Origin of the sequence: Algoriella sp. (genome assembly GCF_036647415.1) — a bacterium.
Taxonomy (GTDB): Bacteria; Bacteroidota; Bacteroidia; order Flavobacteriales; family Weeksellaceae; genus Empedobacter.
In genome coordinates this window covers 137,478-157,504 of record NZ_JAVXKG010000004.1, presented here as the reverse complement: position 1 = coordinate 157,504, position 20,027 = coordinate 137,478, and the positions used below count along the sequence as shown (strand labels likewise).

The 20,027-nt window shown below is 29.5% G+C and carries 9 protein-coding genes; 7 read left to right on the top strand and 2 right to left on the bottom strand.

Annotated elements, in window-relative coordinates:
* Positions 1–1,481: molecular chaperone DnaK (dnaK, locus tag RSC72_RS03190; RefSeq protein ID WP_332578409.1), on the top strand; the 1,481-nt coding region annotated here is incomplete at its 5' end.
* 67 nt (positions 1,482–1,548) lie between these two features.
* Here the strand turns inward: dnaK and RSC72_RS03185 are convergent.
* Both RSC72_RS03185 and RSC72_RS03180 read right to left on the bottom strand, forming a co-directional pair.
* The gene (locus RSC72_RS03185) at positions 1,549–2,055 is read right to left on the bottom strand and encodes a hypothetical protein (RefSeq protein ID WP_332544496.1); all 507 of its coding nucleotides are present in this window, start codon (positions 2,053–2,055) and stop codon (positions 1,549–1,551) included.
* A gap of 158 nt (positions 2,056–2,213) precedes the next feature.
* Positions 2,214–4,610 (bottom strand): TonB-dependent siderophore receptor, encoded by a 2,397-nt coding sequence (locus RSC72_RS03180; protein ID WP_332544497.1) that lies wholly within the window; start codon positions 4,608–4,610, stop codon positions 2,214–2,216.
* 334 nt (positions 4,611–4,944) lie between these two features.
* On the opposite strand from RSC72_RS03180, the gene RSC72_RS03175 reads away from it, so the two are divergent.
* The 6 genes from RSC72_RS03175 (at position 4,945) to RSC72_RS03150 (ending at position 19,915) form a co-directional block, all read left to right on the top strand.
* Entirely contained in the window at positions 4,945–10,941 is a 5,997-nt protein-coding gene (locus RSC72_RS03175; protein ID WP_332544339.1) for an MG2 domain-containing protein, read from the top strand.
* Positions 10,942–11,052: 111 nt separating this feature from the next.
* Entirely contained in the window at positions 11,053–12,120 is a 1,068-nt protein-coding gene (locus RSC72_RS03170; RefSeq protein WP_332544340.1) for a DUF6263 family protein, read from the top strand.
* Positions 12,121–12,122: 2 nt separating this feature from the next.
* Positions 12,123–12,389 (top strand): hypothetical protein, encoded by a 267-nt coding sequence (locus RSC72_RS03165; RefSeq protein WP_332544341.1) that lies wholly within the window; start codon positions 12,123–12,125, stop codon positions 12,387–12,389.
* Positions 12,379–15,024, top strand: a complete 2,646-nt coding sequence (locus RSC72_RS03160; RefSeq protein ID WP_332544342.1) for a YfhO family protein — start codon at positions 12,379–12,381, stop codon at positions 15,022–15,024. Before RSC72_RS03165 ends, RSC72_RS03160 begins: the two co-directional genes overlap by 11 nt.
* A 7-nt stretch (positions 15,025–15,031) precedes the next feature.
* Positions 15,032–16,324, top strand: a complete 1,293-nt coding sequence (locus RSC72_RS03155) for a glycosyltransferase (RefSeq protein WP_332544343.1) — start codon at positions 15,032–15,034, stop codon at positions 16,322–16,324.
* Positions 16,325–16,561: 237 nt separating this feature from the next.
* On the top strand, positions 16,562–19,915 hold the full coding sequence (locus tag RSC72_RS03150) for a T9SS type B sorting domain-containing protein (protein WP_332544344.1): 3,354 nt from the start codon (positions 16,562–16,564) through the stop codon (positions 19,913–19,915).
* Positions 19,916–20,027 lie beyond the last annotated feature (112 nt).

The following is a 20,027-nucleotide window of genomic DNA, read 5'->3' as shown; positions in this document are numbered from 1 at the left end:
CTGCTTACTTTAACGATGCACAACGTCAAGCTACAAAAGAAGCTGGAGAAATTGCAGGTCTTAAAGTTGAGCGTATTATCAACGAACCAACTGCAGCTGCATTAGCATACGGATTAGATAAAGCACATTCAGATAAAAAAATCGCTGTTTACGATTTAGGAGGAGGAACTTTTGACGTTTCTATCTTAGAATTAGGAGATGGTGTTTTCGAAGTATTATCTACAAATGGTGATACACATTTAGGAGGTGATGATTTTGATGACGCAATCATTAACTGGTTAGCATCAGAATTCCAATCAAGAGAAGGTGTAGATTTGAAGAAAGACCCAATGGCTTTACAACGTTTACGTGAGGCTGCTGAGAAAGCTAAAATCGAATTATCTTCTTCTGCACAAACAGAAATTAATTTACCATACGTTACAGCTAACGAAACAGGACCAAAACACTTAGTAGAAACTTTAACTCGTTCTAAATTTGATCAGTTAACAGAAAGCTTAGTAAAACGTTCTATGGATCCTTGTCAAAAAGCATTATCTGACGCTGGTTTATCAATTTCTGATATCGACGAAGTAATTTTAGTTGGTGGATCTACACGTATCCCTAAAATCCAAGAAGAAGTAGAAAAATTCTTCGGTAAAAAACCATCAAAAGGAGTTAATCCTGATGAAGTTGTTGCTGTAGGTGCTGCTATTCAAGGAGGTGTATTAACAGGTGATGTAAAAGACGTATTATTATTAGACGTTACGCCATTATCTTTAGGTATCGAAACTTTAGGAGGTGTTTTCACTAAATTAATCGAAGCAAATACAACTATTCCTACTAAAAAATCTGAGACTTTCTCTACAGCAGCAGACAATCAGCCAGCTGTAACATTAAGAATTGGACAAGGAGAGCGTGCTTTATTTAATGACAATAAAGAAATTGGACGTTTTGACTTAGTTGATATTCCACCAGCACAAAGAGGTGTTCCTCAAATCGAAGTAACATTTGATATTGATGCGAATGGTATCTTAAGTGTTTCTGCGAAAGATAAAGGAACTGGAAAAGAGCAATCAATCAAAATTGAAGCATCTTCTGGTTTATCTGACGCTGATATCGAAAGAATGAAGAAAGAAGCGCAAGAAAATGCTGCTAAAGATGAAGAAGCAAAAGAGAAAATTGAAAAAGTAAATGCTGCTGACGCTTTAATCTTTCAAACAGAAAAACAATTAACTGAATACGGAGAAAAAATTCCGGCTGATAAAAAACAACCTATCGAGGATGCTTTAGCTGAAGTTAAGTCAGCACATGCTGCACAAGACATCGCTGCTATTGATTCTTCTATGGAAAAATTAAACACAGCTTGGAATGCGGCTTCTGAAGAAATTTACGCTGCAATGAACGAAGGTCAACAAGGTGGTGCGCAAGCTCAACCAGGTGCTGATCAAGGTCAAGCGAAAAATGACGGAGTAGAAGACGTAGACTTCGAAGAAGTAAAATAATAGAATTTCATTTATCAAATAGAAAGCCACTCAATTTTTGAGTGGCTTTTTTTTGTGTTTATTTATTTCACATTGAATTAAAATCTTCGTTTGTATAAATACTTAATATATAACAAGTTGACGTTCCTCCATAATCATTATCTTGTGTTGATGTTATCACACGATACGTCATTGTACTCCCTTGGTATATTTTTATCATATCACCGTCATCAACATACGAATCTATAATTTTACCTCCCCATATTTTTATTTGGCTGATATAGGCATTAATTATATTCGTTTTATGAACTTGAATACTTAAACGTGTTTTTGAAGAATAATCTGAATAGTAATAATTTAAAAAAGATTCTGCTTTATCATTCATGTAATCTTTTTTAAATGTATAACTTATACTTCCTAAACTTTCGTCATCAGGCTCAGAACCACTAATAAATTTCCAAGATTTATTAGTTAAATAATCATCTACTCCAGAAATATCCTTTTTTCGAATAGAAAGTAATTCACTTAAAGTTAAATTTTGACCAAAAACTGATGGCATGATTAGTAGAATAAATAATACAAATATTTTTTTCATTTCAATTTTTCACGAATATATGATTTTTCTTATCATTTATTTTATGGGAATCCGTAATTATACTATTCATTACTAAATGATTATTGAAATATAAAATCATAAAAAAACTGCAAATTAGTAATTTGCAGTTTTTAAAAATATAATTTGAAATGATTGTCTTAAAATTTATATCGCAATGTTGTCATTAATTGACGTGGAGCAATAGGATTTACACTATAATTTTCGTGTACATTATAATTCAATTCATTTGTTATATTAGATAATCTAGTTAACAACGAGAATTTCTTCCAATTATAACCTAACGAAACATCTATTGTTGTGTAAGCTGATAATGGAATTTCACGATCAAATATTCCACCTGGTAAATTAGCGTCAACAGTGTTGTTCCAACCTCCTACTCTTTTTCCAATATAATTTCCGATAGCTCCTACAGAAAAACCTTTTAATGCTCCATTTGGCAACGTATAAAAGAAACTTAAATTCGCTGTATTTGCAGGTGTTCTTACTAAACGATCACCAACTATAAAACTTCCTTTTAATCCAGATGTTTTTGTATAACGCATATCATTATAACTATATCCTGCCATAATGCTTAATCCAACAACAGGACGAGCTGTAACATCTACTTCTATACCTTTACTTTTTGTTGCACCGCTTAATACTTTTATTGTTGTATCTGTATTTAGCGATCCGTCTGCTTTAAATTCTGCTGTTTGAGCTAAATTATCGTTTGTAATTTGATACAATGTAACATTAGTACTTATCACTCCTTTCCAGAAATCATTCTTAATACCAACTTCATATTGATCGATAATTGATGGTTTTATTGCCTCTAAATTTACTGTTGTACCAGAATTTGGCGTAAACGAGTTAGAGTAACTTGCAAAAATTGCCATGTCTTTTATTGGCTGGAAAACTAATCCCACTTTTGGTGTAAAAGCTTGATCTAAACGCTTACCATCTACCTTAACTTCAATAGGATTTTTTGTCAAATCCATTGTTGTTACTTGTGCTTCTTGCCAAGACCAACGTAAACCAGCTAAAACTTTAATTTTTTCTGTAACCGAAATTAAATCTTGAAAATAAACACCAAAACGATTTGTTTTAGTTTTTACAATTCTCGTATTTTTTGCATCTGGAATTATTCCATTTCCTTGATCAAAATTCTCGAAATCATATACATTTCCACTTCCATAAGTTTTCTGATCAAATACAAATGTGTACGCTTTTGCAGCTGAATTATCAAAATCTACACCTGTTAACAATTGATGTTTTATTTTTCCTGTGTTAAAATTTCCTTGTAAATTAAGCTGTTCTGCATACAATTGCTCTGTATTTTTATTTTGCCCTAATAGACGTGCCCAGTTTCCTTTTGCATCTGGCTGAATACGTTCAGTTCCTTTCGATTTTCTATCGTAATCTTGAAAAGAGCTGTTAAAATTTAATTTCCAATTTTCATTAAACTCATGCTTTACCAAAGCACTTGCACTTGCTTGACGTGTTTGTCCATTCGACCAAACTGCTCCCAAATATGTACTTCTTGGTAAATCTAAAATTTCTTTTCCGATAATTGCCGTACCAAAATCTGGTGTCCAATCATCATGTAAATAATCTGCTTGTAAAACGATCTCTGTTCTGTCTGACACTTTAAATAATAATGAAGGATTAACATAAAAACGTTCTCTTTTTACAACATCTCTAAAACTTTCAGAATTTTCATAAGAACCAGTAAAACGGTAAGCAATGTTATTATTTAATGGTCCATAAAAATCAACTGCTGGTTTGTAAAATGCATTACTTCCTACTTGCATACTAACCTCACCTCCACTATTAAATTTTGGCTTTTTAGTTACCATATTCAAAATTCCACCTGGAGTTACATTTCCAAAAAGTAAAGCCGCGCTTCCTTTCAAAACCTCAACTCTTTCTAAAGAAGAAACTTCTGGAATTGATCCATTGTTAAAACGGAAACCATTTTTGAACATATTGTTAGATGACATATCATATCCTCTAGAAAAGAATGATTCTGTTGCAGCTCCACGAGCCGATCCTACATAAACGCCATTCACATTTTTCACAACATCACTCAACTTTACAGCTTGTTGTTGCTCTATTGTTTTACTACCAATAATTTGAACACTCTGTGGTAAATCCATTGGTTTTATATCCAAACCAGAAAGCATTGTCTCTTTCTTTTTATTTGGAGAATCAGTAATTTTTATAACAACTTCATTCAAAGAAGTAATATCTTCATTCAATACAAAAGATATAAAACTCACTTCGTTTGCTGTAACATCTACCGATTTTGATTGTTTCTTTAAACCCTCACCTTCTAAAGTTATCGTATGATGACCTTCCGGAAAATTAGAAAAACGAAATTCTCCATTTTCATTTGTTTCTGTTGATGTAGATGATTTTGCCATCTTAATTACAATTCCAGAAACGGGATAACCGTCAGAAGAAGTAATTTTACCCTCAATAACTCCTGTACTTTGTGCTAACAAACTAACCGAAGAAAATAGTAGTATAAAAAATAATTTGATTTGATAATTCATATTCTGTTTATTTGGAATAGATAAAAATAATGGCGCAAATGTAAAAACTTTCTTAAAACGAACAAAGTTTATTTAGAATAATTAATAATAACTTTAAATAACTATTAATCAATTAACTATATTTTAAAATTACATATTTTTAGAAATTATTTTAAATACATTATCAAGTATTTATCAAATAACAACACTGAGTTTATCAGATTTAGTCATTATGTTAAATATTTTCTTAAAATTTAAATAACAAGCAAAATCCCTTTTACTAATATTGAATATTTTATAGGAATATTTAAAAAGTAGACTGAATATTTCTTATTTTTAAAGATGAATTAACTCTATGAATTTCAAATCACTACTTTTTATTTTATTCGCAACTTTTGCATTTGGACAAAACTATAATTTCAAGAATTCCTTTGATTCTATAGAAGTTAATCAAACGAAACGAAAATATACTCGTGTTAATTATTATATAAACGATATAAAATCGCATGCTTTAAAAGAAAATAAGCGTCCTGAATATCTTTATGCTTCGATAAAGGATTTTGAAAATATTAGTAAACAACATACAAAAAAAGAAGATATTGTAAAGCGAATTTCTCCATTAATAGAAAAAGAAATTGCGCGTAGCAAACCGATTGACAGAGCGTTTCTTAATTTTTATTATGCAAATTTATTGTTTGACAATATAAATATAGAGATAACTACAAAAAATGATTTATCAATTAATTTTATTGATTGGACTTTCGAGAAGCGATTCAAAACAATTGATTCTTTGTTAACAGAATCCATTAAAAATGTAGAATTGCTAGAAAATGAACCGACCGAAAAATGGAAAATTTTGTTGAATGCTGAAATTGTAAATCAAGTTTTAAACAAAGAAGTGAAAATTTCGGTGGATAAATACAATCAATTTTCATTGATTCCGACTCTATATAATTTATTTGGAAATTTATACATAAATGGAATAGATCAACTTTATAAAAATAAGCGTTTTACAAAAGAAAATAAATATCAATTAATCGCAAATAAAATCAATCCGATTCTATCTAAAATTAATCAATTAAATAAAGAAAAAAACTATAACGAAGCTCGTTCATATCAATATTATAGAAATCTTGATAAAAATAATTTCAATGAATTTGAACTATTAAAAGATACATTAAGCAAAATTCCAGCAGATTTTAATGCCCAAATTCTATATTATAAATTAGCTACGTCTTTTGACGGAAATGAAGACATTTCAAAAAAATTTGAGCGATTAAATGAAGCAATAAAACTTTATCCAAACTCTATTTGGACAAAAAACTTAGTTGAATTTCGCGATAATATTTCTAAACCAGATTTAGAAATTGAACATACAGAAAGTTATCCAAGCAATGAATATATACCGATTTCTATCAATTATAAAAAAGTAAATGAGCTTTATATAAGAGTTTACAAGAAAAATTATTCACCAAAACACGACGAAGATTATACAAAATATGATTCTTTAACAAAAAGTTACAAACCAACGGGAGAATTAATTTATAGTGAAAAAATAAATCTAAAAGATTTTAAAGATTATAATCGTCGTACAGTTTTATACAAAATAAATCCGTTAGCAAGTGGATATTATGAAATTTTCATGAGTAATAATGTAGATTTTGTAGACGATTTTTATTTCAATATTGTGGAAAATAATACAATTCAAATTTCTGATTATTTTATTTCGGCTTTCGAAACGGAAGAATTAGAAAATGGCTACAAGTACAAAGGACAAATAATTAATCGTAAAAATGGTTTACCATTTGCCAACAAAACAATAAAACTTTATGGTGATAGTAAGAAAAATGATTTTCAGAAAGTAAAAAGTATCAACACAAATGGAAATGGGGAATTTACTTACAAATCCAATGATGACTCTGATAAAAGAGAAGATTTAGATAATTTGTATTTGTATATTCCGTCTACAAAGGATTTTTTTGATTTATCAAACTCTAATATTGATGAAATTCATGATTATTCTGACAATGAAGATGACATAGAAACAGATGCAACAATTTTGTTGGACAGAAAAATTTATCGTCCGAACCAAGAGATGTTTTTTAAAGCAATATTACATGAAAGAAATTCTATAAAAGGAAAAATACTTCCGGATGTAGATTTAACTGTTTTTATAAAAAATCCGAATGGAGAAAAAATTGATAGTTTAAACCTAAAAACGAATGATTTTGGTTCTATAAGCGGAAAATTTAAACTTCCTGAAGAAACTTTGAATGGAAGTTTCAGAATAGAAATTCATCGTTTAAATAACAAAAACTCTATTCATTCTATCAATTTTAATGTTGAAGAATACAAGCGTCCAACTTTTAGAGTTGTTCTCGAAAAAAATAAACAAACTTTAAAAAATGGAGATACGGCAACTTTCAAAGGATTTGTAGAATCACTTTCTGGTGCACGACTAAATGATGCAACAATTCAGTATTATTCTGAAAGTAATTATGGTACTATTACAGAAGATTTTGATACAATAAAAACAGATCAAAATGGAGAATTTCTAATAAAAAAAATATTAAAAGGGAATGAAAAAACAGATCATTTTATATTGTATGTTACAGCTATTTTACAAACTGGTGAATCTCAAACTACCGAAACCAACTATTATTATGGAATAAATTCGGTTAAAATAAATTTAATTTCTGATGAAATTTTTATTAATAAAGATTGGAATAAAATTACGTTAGAAACTGAAAATATTAATAAGATTTTTGTCCCATTAAAAGGTAAAGTTACAATCTACAAACTTCCCGAACCAAAAGGAATTTATGGAACTAATAGTTTGAGGTTTGATTCAGCTTATGATTTATTGTCACAAAAAGAAAAACAAGATTTCTTTGGAAATTATAATCTAAATAAAAAAAATACAACTAGTTGGAACAAAGAAAACATTATTCAACAAACTGATTTTGATACAAATATTGACAAAACAATAAAAATTAATCAACCAGAAAATCTAAAAAAAGGATATTATTTAGTTGAAGCAATTTCAATCATCAATAATGATACAATTTCTAATTCTAGAATTATCAAAATTGCAGAAGATATTTCGTACCGTTTTTCTGACAAAGAATTTTTGACAACAAGCGTAGAAAAAGCATCTTATAATATTGGGGATACGTACAAAGTCGATTTCGAAACTGATTTTGATGACAATGCTGTAATTTATCTTTATATACAAGATCAAAATAAGTTTATTAAAACGGAGAAATTAAATTTCAAAAACGGAAAAGCAACTTATTCTACAAAAATAACAGAAGAAATGGTTACGAATAAATTTAGAATTGATTATTTATTTATTCACAATAACCAATATAAAAGTGAATTTATTACAATTCCTACCATCCAAAAAAATCATGAATTAATTGTAAAAACAGAAGTTTTTCGCGATAAAATACAACCAAATCAGCAGGAAACTTGGTCGTTAAAAATTACAAATCCTACAAATAAGACTGCAAATGCCGAAGTTTTAACAACAATGTATGACGCGTCTTTAGACCAATTCCGAAGTAATAATTATTATAATCAAATTGATTGGAAATCTAATTCATATTACCCTTTTACATCAAGAAAAATTACAGAACGATTTTATAATTATTCAAGTTTTGGTTCACTTTATCAGCCAAAAAATATTTATCCTATAGAATTTAGATTTCCAAAAATTAAAACAACTTTGTTTGATGATTTTAGAGATGCCGATATTGATGAAATTGTAAAAAAAGCAAGTCTTAGTTATGTTACGACATCAGAAGATAGTGAAGATTTTCTTTATCAATTGAGTGGAAATGTTAGTGGACTTGATTTAGCAGAAGTCGTTACAACAGGTTATGGTACTCCAGGCGCTGCAAATAACATAAAAATAAGAGGTGTAGGCAGTGTAAATTCACAACAAGAAGCTTTAGTTATAATAGATGGAGAAATAAAAAAAATAACAGATATAACAAATGAAGATATTGCAGAAATAACGGTGTTAAAAAGTGAAGAAGCTACAGCTTTATATGGAAGTCGTGGAGCAAATGGTGTAATTATTATACAATCAAAAAATAAAAATACGGAAGAAAAATCAATCGATTTATCAACTATAAAAGCACGTACAAATCTGAATGAAACAGCTTTCTTCTACCCTTCTCTACGAACGGATAAAGAAGGAAATGTATCATTTGACTTTACAACACCAGAAGCGTTAACAGAATGGAAATTATTGGTATTTGCACATGACAAAGAATTAAATTCTGGTGATGGAACTTTTATTACAAAAACACAAAAAGACTTGATGGTTTCACCACATTTGCCTCGTTATTTCAGAGAAAATGATGAAATGATAATTTCTACTCAAATACAAAATATTTCGGATAAAAATCTAAATGGAAATGTAAAATTAGAATTTATCAATCAAAAAAATAATCAAATAATTAATTCAGAATTTAACGTAATTAATGAAACTCAAAATTTTGAAGTTAGTGCAAAACAAACTTCTGTTATAGAATGGAAAATAAAAATTCCTGAAAACTACGAAGATGTTTTGGTAAAAATTGTTGCCGGAACATCGGATTTTTCTGATGGTGAGCAACAAATACTTCCAATATTATCTAACAAAATTACAATTACAGAAAGCCAATCAATTGTTCTTTTACCACAAGAAAGTAAAGAAATTAAACTTGATATTTCTCCTAATCAATTCGAGCTTTTTAAGCTCAAAATAGAAACTAATCCGTTGTTTACGGTTCTTAGTTCGTTGGAGCAATTGGCAATATATCCATACGATTGCACCGAACAAACGACAAGTAAATGGTTTGCGTATAAAATGTTAGCCATTTTACAGAAAAAATACCCAAAAATTGCTGAATATTTCAAAACGATTAATCAAAAAAACATACCTAAAACTGGTTTAGAATATGAAATTTCGACGAAGCAAACTTCTTGGAATAAACCTGCAAAATCGCAAGATAAAATTATAGCTGAAATTGCAAAAACGATGGATGAAAAATATATTCAGAAACAATTAACTATTTTAGAAAATAAATTAATCAAAGCACAATTCAGTGACGGAAGTTTTCCGTGGTTTATTGGTGGAAAAACAAATGTAGAAATCACAAAACAAAATCTGATTTATATTGGACGATTAATTAAATTTTATCCAGAAAATATTTCAAATGATCTTAAAAAATCATTTTCAAAAGGACTTGATTATTTAATTGATTATAACTTAAATTTTGAAAAAAATAATATCAAAAAACAATATAATTTAAATGAGTTTGTTGATGTTATTTACATCGATCAATTTTATCCTACAAAAAATAAAAAACTTGATGATGTAAAGAAAATGTATGAAAACGAGTGGAATAAAATCGAAAAAACAGCAGGTAATAGAAATTTAGAATTTAGAGCAAAATCTGCAATTGTAGCAAATTATCTTAATGCAAAATCGTATGCAACAACGTTGGTAAAAAGTATAGAAACTGAAATGATTTTAGATAACACAAATGGAAATTATTGGAACACCAACGAAAATCTATTTCTAACAAATTCTATTTCTACACAATCCTTAATAATAGAAGCTTTTGAAGCAAATAAAATGGATACAAAAAATCTTGTTCAATGGATTTTACAACAATACAAACAAAACTCGTGGCACGGTACATTGGGTACTAACTATGCACTTCATGCTATTATTTCTACTTCAGATTTTAATGAAAATTCAACAAAAATTGAAATAGAAGGAATTGATTCGAGTAAAATTCAACAATTATTTGGACAAAATATTTTCGAAACTTCTAACCTTAATGAAATTCCGAAATCAATCAAAATCAAAAATAATTTTTCTGTCATTTTAAATGGAAGTATCGTAAATTATAAGTCTGTTCCTATTAATGAAATAAAATCGAATCAAAATAAATTACGCGTAGAGAAAAATCTATTTATCAAAGAAAATAACAAATGGATTCCGTTAAATAGAAAAATAAAATTAGGCGAAATTGTTCGAATTAATCTAACTTTAATTTCAGATGAAGACATCAGTTATGTACACCTGAAAGATTATCGTGCAACAGGTTTTGATCCAGTTTTTGTACCTTCAAAATATTATTGGAATAATTCTGTAGGTTACTATTTTGAGACAAAAGATGAGGAAACAAATTTCTTTATTGATTATTTACCAAAAGGAGAACATCAATTTGGATATGAAGTAAAAGCCAATTTACAAGGAAAATTCAACAACGGTATTTCACAAGCAGAAAGTATGTATAACCAAAATTACAAAACACATACTGACAACAAAATCATAGAAATAGAAAAATAATCGTACATCTTTCATTATCAATAGATTTTAATCTTAATGTTAAAAAACCAACTAAAATACTTATTTTTGGATTGATTTTGGCATTAAACCAATCTCAAACAAGAAACTTATATGAAAAAATTAGTATTCGTGATGGCTGTTTTAGTGACAGTTGCTTCATGTAAAAAAGAAGATAAAGTAGTAGGTAAAGATAAAGACGGAAAAGAATTAGTTGTGAACGAAAAAGGTGACACAGTTGCCAAAACAGAAACACAAGATTCATTGAAAGTTGAAACAACAACTGCTCCAAAAATAGTTGCTGTAGCCAAAGGAACAGATGGTAAATTTGCTTATAAATATAATTTAGAGATTGGTAAAACTTATCCGATGACATTAGCGGTTAAAACAACGCATTCGGCATCTGATGGAAAACAATCTCAAAAAATGGTGAGCGAAAGTAAAAAAGAAATAGATTATACAGTAAAGGATTTTAAAAATGGTGTTTATACACTAGAAGTACATTCTAAAGGTTATAGTGAAAAAATGACAGATCCTTCTGGAAAATCAATTTCGTATGACACAAATTCTGCAAAACCTGCAAATAAAGATATTGCAGTTTCTTGGTCTATTTATAAAGCCATGACTGGAAAAACTTACACAATGAAAGTTGACCAAAAGGGTAAAGTAATTAGTGTAGATGGTTTAGACGCATTAAAATCGTCTATTCTAAACTCTGTAAAAAAACAAGTTACAGCAGAAGAATTCAAATTTTTCACACAGGTTATCAATAGCTCTTTAAGCAAAGAAGCCTTATCTTCTCAGTTTGAAGAAACAATGAATATCTTTCCAAATAAGACATTAGCTTTAAATGAATCTTGGTCTGACAATCAAAAAATAGACAAAGGTCCGATGAAAGGAAGTCTTTCGATGAAAAGAACGTTAACAAGCGTAGAACCTACAAATACTACAATTACAGTCGTAGGAACACAAAACCTGAAAGGAACAGAAAGCCAACAAGGTATGTCAATGTCTGCGGATAATAATGCTAATGTAGATGGAAAAATTTTGATTGATACACAATCTGGGTGGATCAATAAAGTGAGCTTAACAAAAAAGGAAACATTAAAACGTACAATTGAAGCGCAAGGTCAAAAACAAACAATGACGGAGTCGGTTACAACTGTCACAACTGTTAATTAGTAATGAAAACAATTTTAACGATTATAATTTTAAGTATAATTTTCTTAACCATTTTTAGATTTTTAAGAAAAGTATTTGTGATAAAAAAAGCGTTTAAAGACGCGATTAATCAACAACAAAATGCTTATAATCAAAGTCAAAATACAACAAATAATGGTTCTTATCAAGAACCTCAAAACAATAAATCATTCGAAAAATCGAAATTTAACATAGAAGCTGAAACGGTAGATTACGAAATAATCGAAGAAGAAAAAAAGGATGAAAAATAAAAAGAATTTACTCTACGTTCTTGTATCATTACTACTTTTTGTAGTGATTGCTTTAGTTTATTGTGCACCTATTTTGTCAGGTAAATCGGTTATACAACCCGATATTATCAACTACAAAGGTAGTGCGCAAGAAATGCTAAATTATCAAGACAAAACCAATGAAAATGTCTATTGGTCGGATGCAATGTTTGGCGGAATGCCAACGTATCAAACTGGTGCGAAATACGATTTTGATGTCATAAAATCCATCGATTCTGTTATTCGATTTTTACCACGCCCAGCCGATTATATTTTCTTGTTATTTGCAGGTTTCTTTATACTTGGATTAACGGTTTTCAAGAAATGGAAATACGCTTTAGTTGGTGCTATTTTCTTTTCGTTTGGTTCTTATTATTTTGAATTGATTGCTGCAGGTCACAACGGTAAACTACATACAATTGGGTATTTTGCACCATTAATTGCTGGTATTTTATTATTATATCGCAAAAAATACATCAGCGGTTTTGTTCTTACAACATTGTTTATGGGATTGCAATTACAAGCCAATCACATCCAAATGACATTCTATTTATTTTTGGCGATGTTAGTTTTTGCAATCGTTCAATTTATTGATAGTATCAAAAAGAAAGAATTACCAGATTTTCTGAAATCATCTACTTTGGTTGTTGTAGCTGTAATTATTGCAGCAGGACTTAATGCAAATCGATTAATGTCAACTTATGAATACAGTAAAGAGACGACGCGTGGAAAATCTGAAATGACTTTACTTAAAAAGAATTCAAATGGATTAGATCACGATTATATCACACAATGGAGTTATGGAAAATTAGAAACATTAAATCTATTTATTCCAAATTTGATGGGTGGTGGTTCTCAAACAAATCCAGAAGATTTAAAAAATTATACATCCGAATTACAAAATACACAATATAGTATTGGTGAAGATGAATTTAATCAACAAGTTTTTCAAGCCGTAGCAAGTCAACCAAGAAGTGCATATTGGGGCGATCAGCCAGGAACTTCTGGTCCCGCTTATCAAGGTGCTGTAGTCGTTTTCTTATTTATTATCGGACTTTTTATGGTTCGTGGAAAATTCTCTACCTATAAAAAATGGTTAGTTGGTGCAACATTTTTAAGCTTTGTATTAGCTTGGGGGAAAAATTTACCATTTATCACCAATTTATTTATTGACTATTTCCCAATGTACGATAAATTCCGTGCTGTTTCTTCTATCTTAGTTATAGCCGAGTTTACGATGCCTTTCTTAGCAATTTTGACGTTATATTATTTCTTTAATTCTGATGAAAAAGAAGAATTCAAAAAGAAAGTACTATATATAGCTGGTGGTTCTACAGTTGCTATTTTAGTCATTTTATACTTATTTGGTGGAATGATTTTCCCTTTTAGTTCTCCTGATGAAAAATTAATGACCGAACAATTAATTGGTCAAATACAACAAGCAAATCCAAATGCAGTTGGAGTTTGGGACGGATTAATAAAACGATTAGACGAAGCTTTAATTTTGGATAGAATTGCAATGTTCAAAGCTGATACATTAAGAACATTATTGTTTGTTGTCTTAACTCTTGGTTTGATGATCGCTTATCTTTTCAAAGTAATCAAAAAACCCGCAATTGTCGTTTTCGCGATTGGAGCTTTAGCTTTGATTGATGGATATACAGTGAATAAACGTTATTTGAATGATGACAATTTTGTGTCTAAATATATTGTTGACAATCCTTTCCCTACAGAAATGTCGCCTCGTCTACAGTCCGAAGCAGAAAACAATAATAATGTTGCGCAAATTGCCTACAAAATTCCTTTGAACAATTTATTATCAAATATTGCGAAACAAGACAAATCACATTTCCGAGTTTACAATACAGCTTTAAGTACATTCAACGAAGCAGGAACTTCATATTTCGTTCCTTCTATTGGTGGGTATCACGCAGCAAAATTAGGTAAATATCAAGATGTTATTGATATTTATTTTTCTCAAAATCCAGAATTAAAACAATACGGAATAAAAGATGAAACTGGATTGATTAATGTATTGAATATGTTGAATACGAAATACATTATTCATGGTGATCCTACAGAACCAAAAGTTCAGCAAAATCCTACAGCTCAAGGTAGCGCTTGGTTTGCATCGAATATTAAATGGACAGAAAATGCGAATGATGAAATCTTAGCCATTAATTCTACTCCAGTTAATAATACGGTTATTTTACGCAAAGATTTGGTTAATAATAAAAACTTAAACGTTTCGCCAGATACAGCTTCAAAGATTGAATTGGTTGATTATTCTCCAATGAAAATGACCTACAAATCTTCATCTTCAACAGATCAAATTGCCGTTTTCTCTGAGATTTATTATCCTCACGGATGGACAGCAACTATTGATGGAAAAGAAATTCCGATCGAAAAAGCGAATTATGTTTTACGTGCAGTTCCTGTGCAAAAAGGAAATCATACAATTGTGATGGAATTTAAACCACAAGTTATTTCTACTGGAAATATGATTGTAATTATTTCGAATATTTTACTTTTAATCGTTGTGGTTGGAGGTGTTTATTTGGGATACAAAAAATGTTCTACAAAAGAGAATTTAAACTTAGCCACTAAAAAGGCTTAATTTTAGAATGAAAAAAATATTAATCATCACCTATTACTGGCCTCCTGCGGGAGGTCCTGGTGTGCAAAGATGGTTGAAATTCACAAAATATCTTCCTGAATTTGGATATGAAACCTATGTTTATATTCCAGAAAATCCTTCGTATCCAATTATTGATGAAACTTTAGTAAAAGATGTGAATCCGAATGTTAAAATCGTCAAGAACAAAATTTGGGAACCTTATCAATTAGCCGAAAAATTAAACCCTAAAAATAAAGCCTACAAAGCTGGTCATTTCGAGAAAAAAGAGAGTCAATCTTTTATGTCGAAACTATCTGTTTTTGTCCGCGGAAACTTTTTTATTCCAGATGCACGCAAGTTTTGGGTAAATCCTTCGGTTGATTATTTAAAAGATTTTTTACAAAAAGAAAACATTGATACCATTGTAACTTCTGGCCCACCGCATAGTTTACATTTGATTGGTTTAAAACTAAAAAATGAGCTTCCAAACCTAAAATGGTTAGCAGATTTTCGTGATCCTTGGACGCAAATTAGTTATCACAAAGAATTAAAATTAACATCTTGGGCAACTAAAAAACACGAAGATTTAGAGCGTAATGTTATGCAAAAAACAGATGTTGTTTTAGCAACAAGTTATGCTGATGGCGAGAACTTCAAGAAGATTGGCGCAAAACATGTAGAGGTTATTACAAATGGTTTTGAAGAAGTAAAACAACAAACAGAAAAAGATCAAAATCACTTTCATTTGACGTATTCTGGCGGATTAGAAATGCTTCGAAATCCTGTTGCTTTATGGAAGGCTTTGACGGAAATTATGAATGAAAATCAATCATTCAAAAATGATTTTAAGCTTGATTTTTATGGATCTTTGGCCGATGATGTAAAACAAACTATTGTAGATACTGGCTTGCAAAATAATTTGGTTGTACATGGTTATGTTTCGCATCAAGAATCGCTAAATGCTATAAATTCTGCAAATATCTTGATCCTAACAAATTTTGACAATGTGGCATCGAAAGGTATTATTCCAGGAAAATTATTTGAATATATGGCGACTGGAAATCCTATTTTAGCTATTGGTCCAACAGATGCTGATGTCGAAAGAATACTTCAAAAAACGAAAGCAGGCGATTATTTTTCTCATCAAAATACCAATGAAATTAAAAATTTCATTCTCTCAATTTACAATCAATGGTTAAGAAATCCTTCTCAAAAATTTGAAACTAATGAAGAAGAAGTTCAGCAATTCAACCGAAAAAACTTAACAAAGAAATTGGTTGAAGTTGTGGATGGGTTGTAAAATTATTTCATTCCTAAATATCATAAAAATACCTGTTGTGTATTTTGATTAAAAATTCGCCAATTCGAGTTATTTTTAGAAACAGTGTGAATAAAAATTGTATCGAGAATAGAATTTTACTCGAACTAACATTTTTTTATAAAATTCTCAAAATACACAACAAGCTAAAAACTAAACTTTCAATTTACTTTTTAAGACGTTTACTTCATAAATAATCATTTGACTATATAATTTTTTATGAGAAAATTTCTATTTATCCTATTCACTTTTTTGATTTTTAATCAAATCCATGCTCAATTAGATACCAAACATTGGTTTGCGCCAATGTTTGATGCTACTAGAAATCCATATCCAATTCAGAAAATTTATTTATCCACAAATAGAACTACACCGTTTGAAGTTAAAATTTATAACAACAATATAGTTGTTGATAAAGTAACTATTAGCAAAGGAAATCCAGGAGTTTATTCAATTCCTCGTTCTTATATTATTACAACAAATTATACCGACTTATTCAAGCCCATAAAAATGGGTTTATACTTGGAGGCAGATTATGCATATTTTGCTAATCTTCGTTTTTCCACTGTAAATCATGCGGAAATCATTACTTCTAAAGGAAGCGCCGGTACAGGAACTTTATTTTATAGCGTAATGGCTCCTATTTCTACAAGGAATGATATTCTAAATTTTATGACGAGTATTTTGGCTACGGAAGATAACACAACTATTAATGTTTCAAAATTTAATTCTAATGTACGATTTAGTGATGGTATTAGTAGAAATGAGTTCAATATTATACTTAACAAAGGAGAATCTTACATTATAGAAGGAAATGGAACTTACTCTAATAATTTTTCAGGATTTATTGGTGCTAAAATTGAATCTGATAAACCAATTTCTGTAACAAATGGTAATTTTAATGGACAATATGCTGGAGATTATCCTAATGGTTCGGATATTTTGATGGATCAAAACGTACCTGTCAATCAATTAGGAAAAGAATTTGTCTTAGTAAAAGGAAATGCCGATATCGGAAAAAATATGGAAGGCGCAATTGTTGTTGCAACTAAGGATAATACAGAGATTTATGTAAACAATGAATCTATTCCATTAAAAACTCTGAACGAAGGTGAATATTATACTATTATAGATAATAAATACATCAATCAAGGAAAAGATCATTACAACTTATATATACAAACAACCGAAAACGCATATGTTTATCAATTATTAGGAGGTAGTAATACTACAAGTGTTGAAGCTACTGGTGGAATGAATTTTATTCCTGCACTAAACTGTTTTTTACCAAAAACAATTGATGAAATAGGATTAATCGATGAAAACGAGATTTACTTAGTAAATAATAGTAATAATACCTATTATTCGATAAATAATGTACCAACAAAACTTAATTTAATTACAGAAAAAGGCGCTAAAGTGACTGTGAACGGTATAACTCCTGACTCTAATTATGGTCCTTTTGATCTTACTGGATCATCAAATTGGGTTACTTACGGTATTCCAAACATAAAAGGAAATATATCAATAAAATCTGATAAAGCCATAACAGGCGGAATTACTGCTGGTAGTAGTGCAGCTGGTTATGGTGGTTTTTTTGCTGGATTACCAACCAAACCAACTATTGTTGCAGACGGCTGTTTTCCTGATGTTACATTAAGTGTAACACCTAATATTTATGAATCTTATCAATGGTTTGAAAATGGTATTGCAATTCCTGGTGCTAATGATGTTACATTCAAACCTCCAAAATTAGGATACTATTCTGTAGAAGTAACAATCGGAACTTGTCCTCCATTAAAAGCTGAATTTAAATTGGTTAATTGTGCTGTGGAATCTTCACAAAGTTTTGAAACATGTAACACAAATTTAATCGTTGTCAAACCAAAATTTACTAAATCTCTACAAAATATTGATTTATCTTCTGTAAAAATCATTACAAATCCCCAAAAAGGTAAAGTTAGTATAGATGCTACTTCTGGCGAAATTATTTATACACCAAATAGTGCTACTTCAGGAGATGATGAATTTCAATATAAATTTTGTGGTACAGATGAATTTGCTGATTGTGAAATTGTAACGATTAAAGTTAATCTTGAAGATTTGAAGGTTGTAGACAGGACAATCAAAACTTGTAATGTCAACAATTCTGGTGTTTTTGATTTGTCGCTTGCAGAGGTTACTGATATTGTTGATGCAACAAAAAAATATTATCCAACACGGCTAGATGCTGATAATGAAACAAACGAAATTATAGATTTTAAAAACTATACTTCTCAATCGAATAAAAAGGTATATGTTGTTGTAAAAACAAAAAGAGGTTGTGAACAAACTGCCGAAATATCATTAGAATTTTACCCTTTACCAATACTTGATTTATCAAAATATCAAACAGAATATTGTGGATTGGAGATTCAAATTAACTTAGATCAAATCACTACTCAAATTCTCACAAATAAAGATTTATTTGTTGTGAAATATTATACAAATAATGCAGATGCTTTAGCAGGAAATACAAATACATTACCCAATCTAAATACATTTGTTACAGAAACGACTATTTATGCTAGAATTGAATCTAAAAATGGATGTAGTCCTGTTATAGAAACACTTCACTTCAAGTTTGGAGAAAAAGTGAATTTATTTACAAAAGCATTTTCAGTCGAAGAATGTGATAGTGATTTTGACAAAATAGCAACTGTTGATCTAAATGCTTACATCAAGAATTTTACAGCAAATGGCGCAGTTCAAATTAGTTTCTATTCTAGTTTAATAAATGCATTACAAAACAAGAATTCTATTTCTCCTTCACAAGAAATTAATCAGTCCAAAACATTTTATATTCGATACGAATTAGCTGGATTTTGTCCTAATTTTTCAGAAATAACAATTGATATCAAATCACCTGAATATTCAACATTACTAAAAGATATTTCAATATGTCCTAATTCATCTATAATATTAGATGCTGGTAACAATTATAAAAGTTATTTGTGGAATACAAATGAAACCTCACAAACAATAAATGCAATAGAAGGAAATTATTGGGTTGATTTAAATTCTCTTAACGATTGTTCATATCGTCATCATATCAACGTTAGTCTTTATGACTTACCAATTATTACATCAATTCAAACAGTAGATGGACGAGCTATTATAAACACTGAAGGTGGAAAACCTCCTTATAAATATTCTTTGAATGGAATTACATGGCAAAATTCAAATACTTTTACTTCTCTTGATAATGGCAATTATACCGTATTTGTAGTTTCTTCAGATAATTGTGAACCTGTCAAAAAAGATTTTTCAATTTTTAAAATCAATAACTTTATTTCCCCAAATGGAGATGGAAAAAATGACAAATGGAAGCTAAAATTAACTGGTTACAAGAATGTAATAATTCAAATATTTGATCGAAATGCTAAATTATTAAAAGAAGCTCAAGTTGATGATGAATTTATATGGGACGGAAAAAATAATGGTTTTCCATTAGCTTCGGATAGTTATTGGTACAGAATAGCACTTAATGATAAAGAAAGTATTACAGGATATTTAACTATAAAAAATAAGTAATAAATTGATTACAGAAATAGAAAATAAACCCACCTTTTACACAATGTAAAAGGTGGGTTTTTATCAATATAAATGATTCAATTATTGAGCAAATTTATCAACTTACAAGATT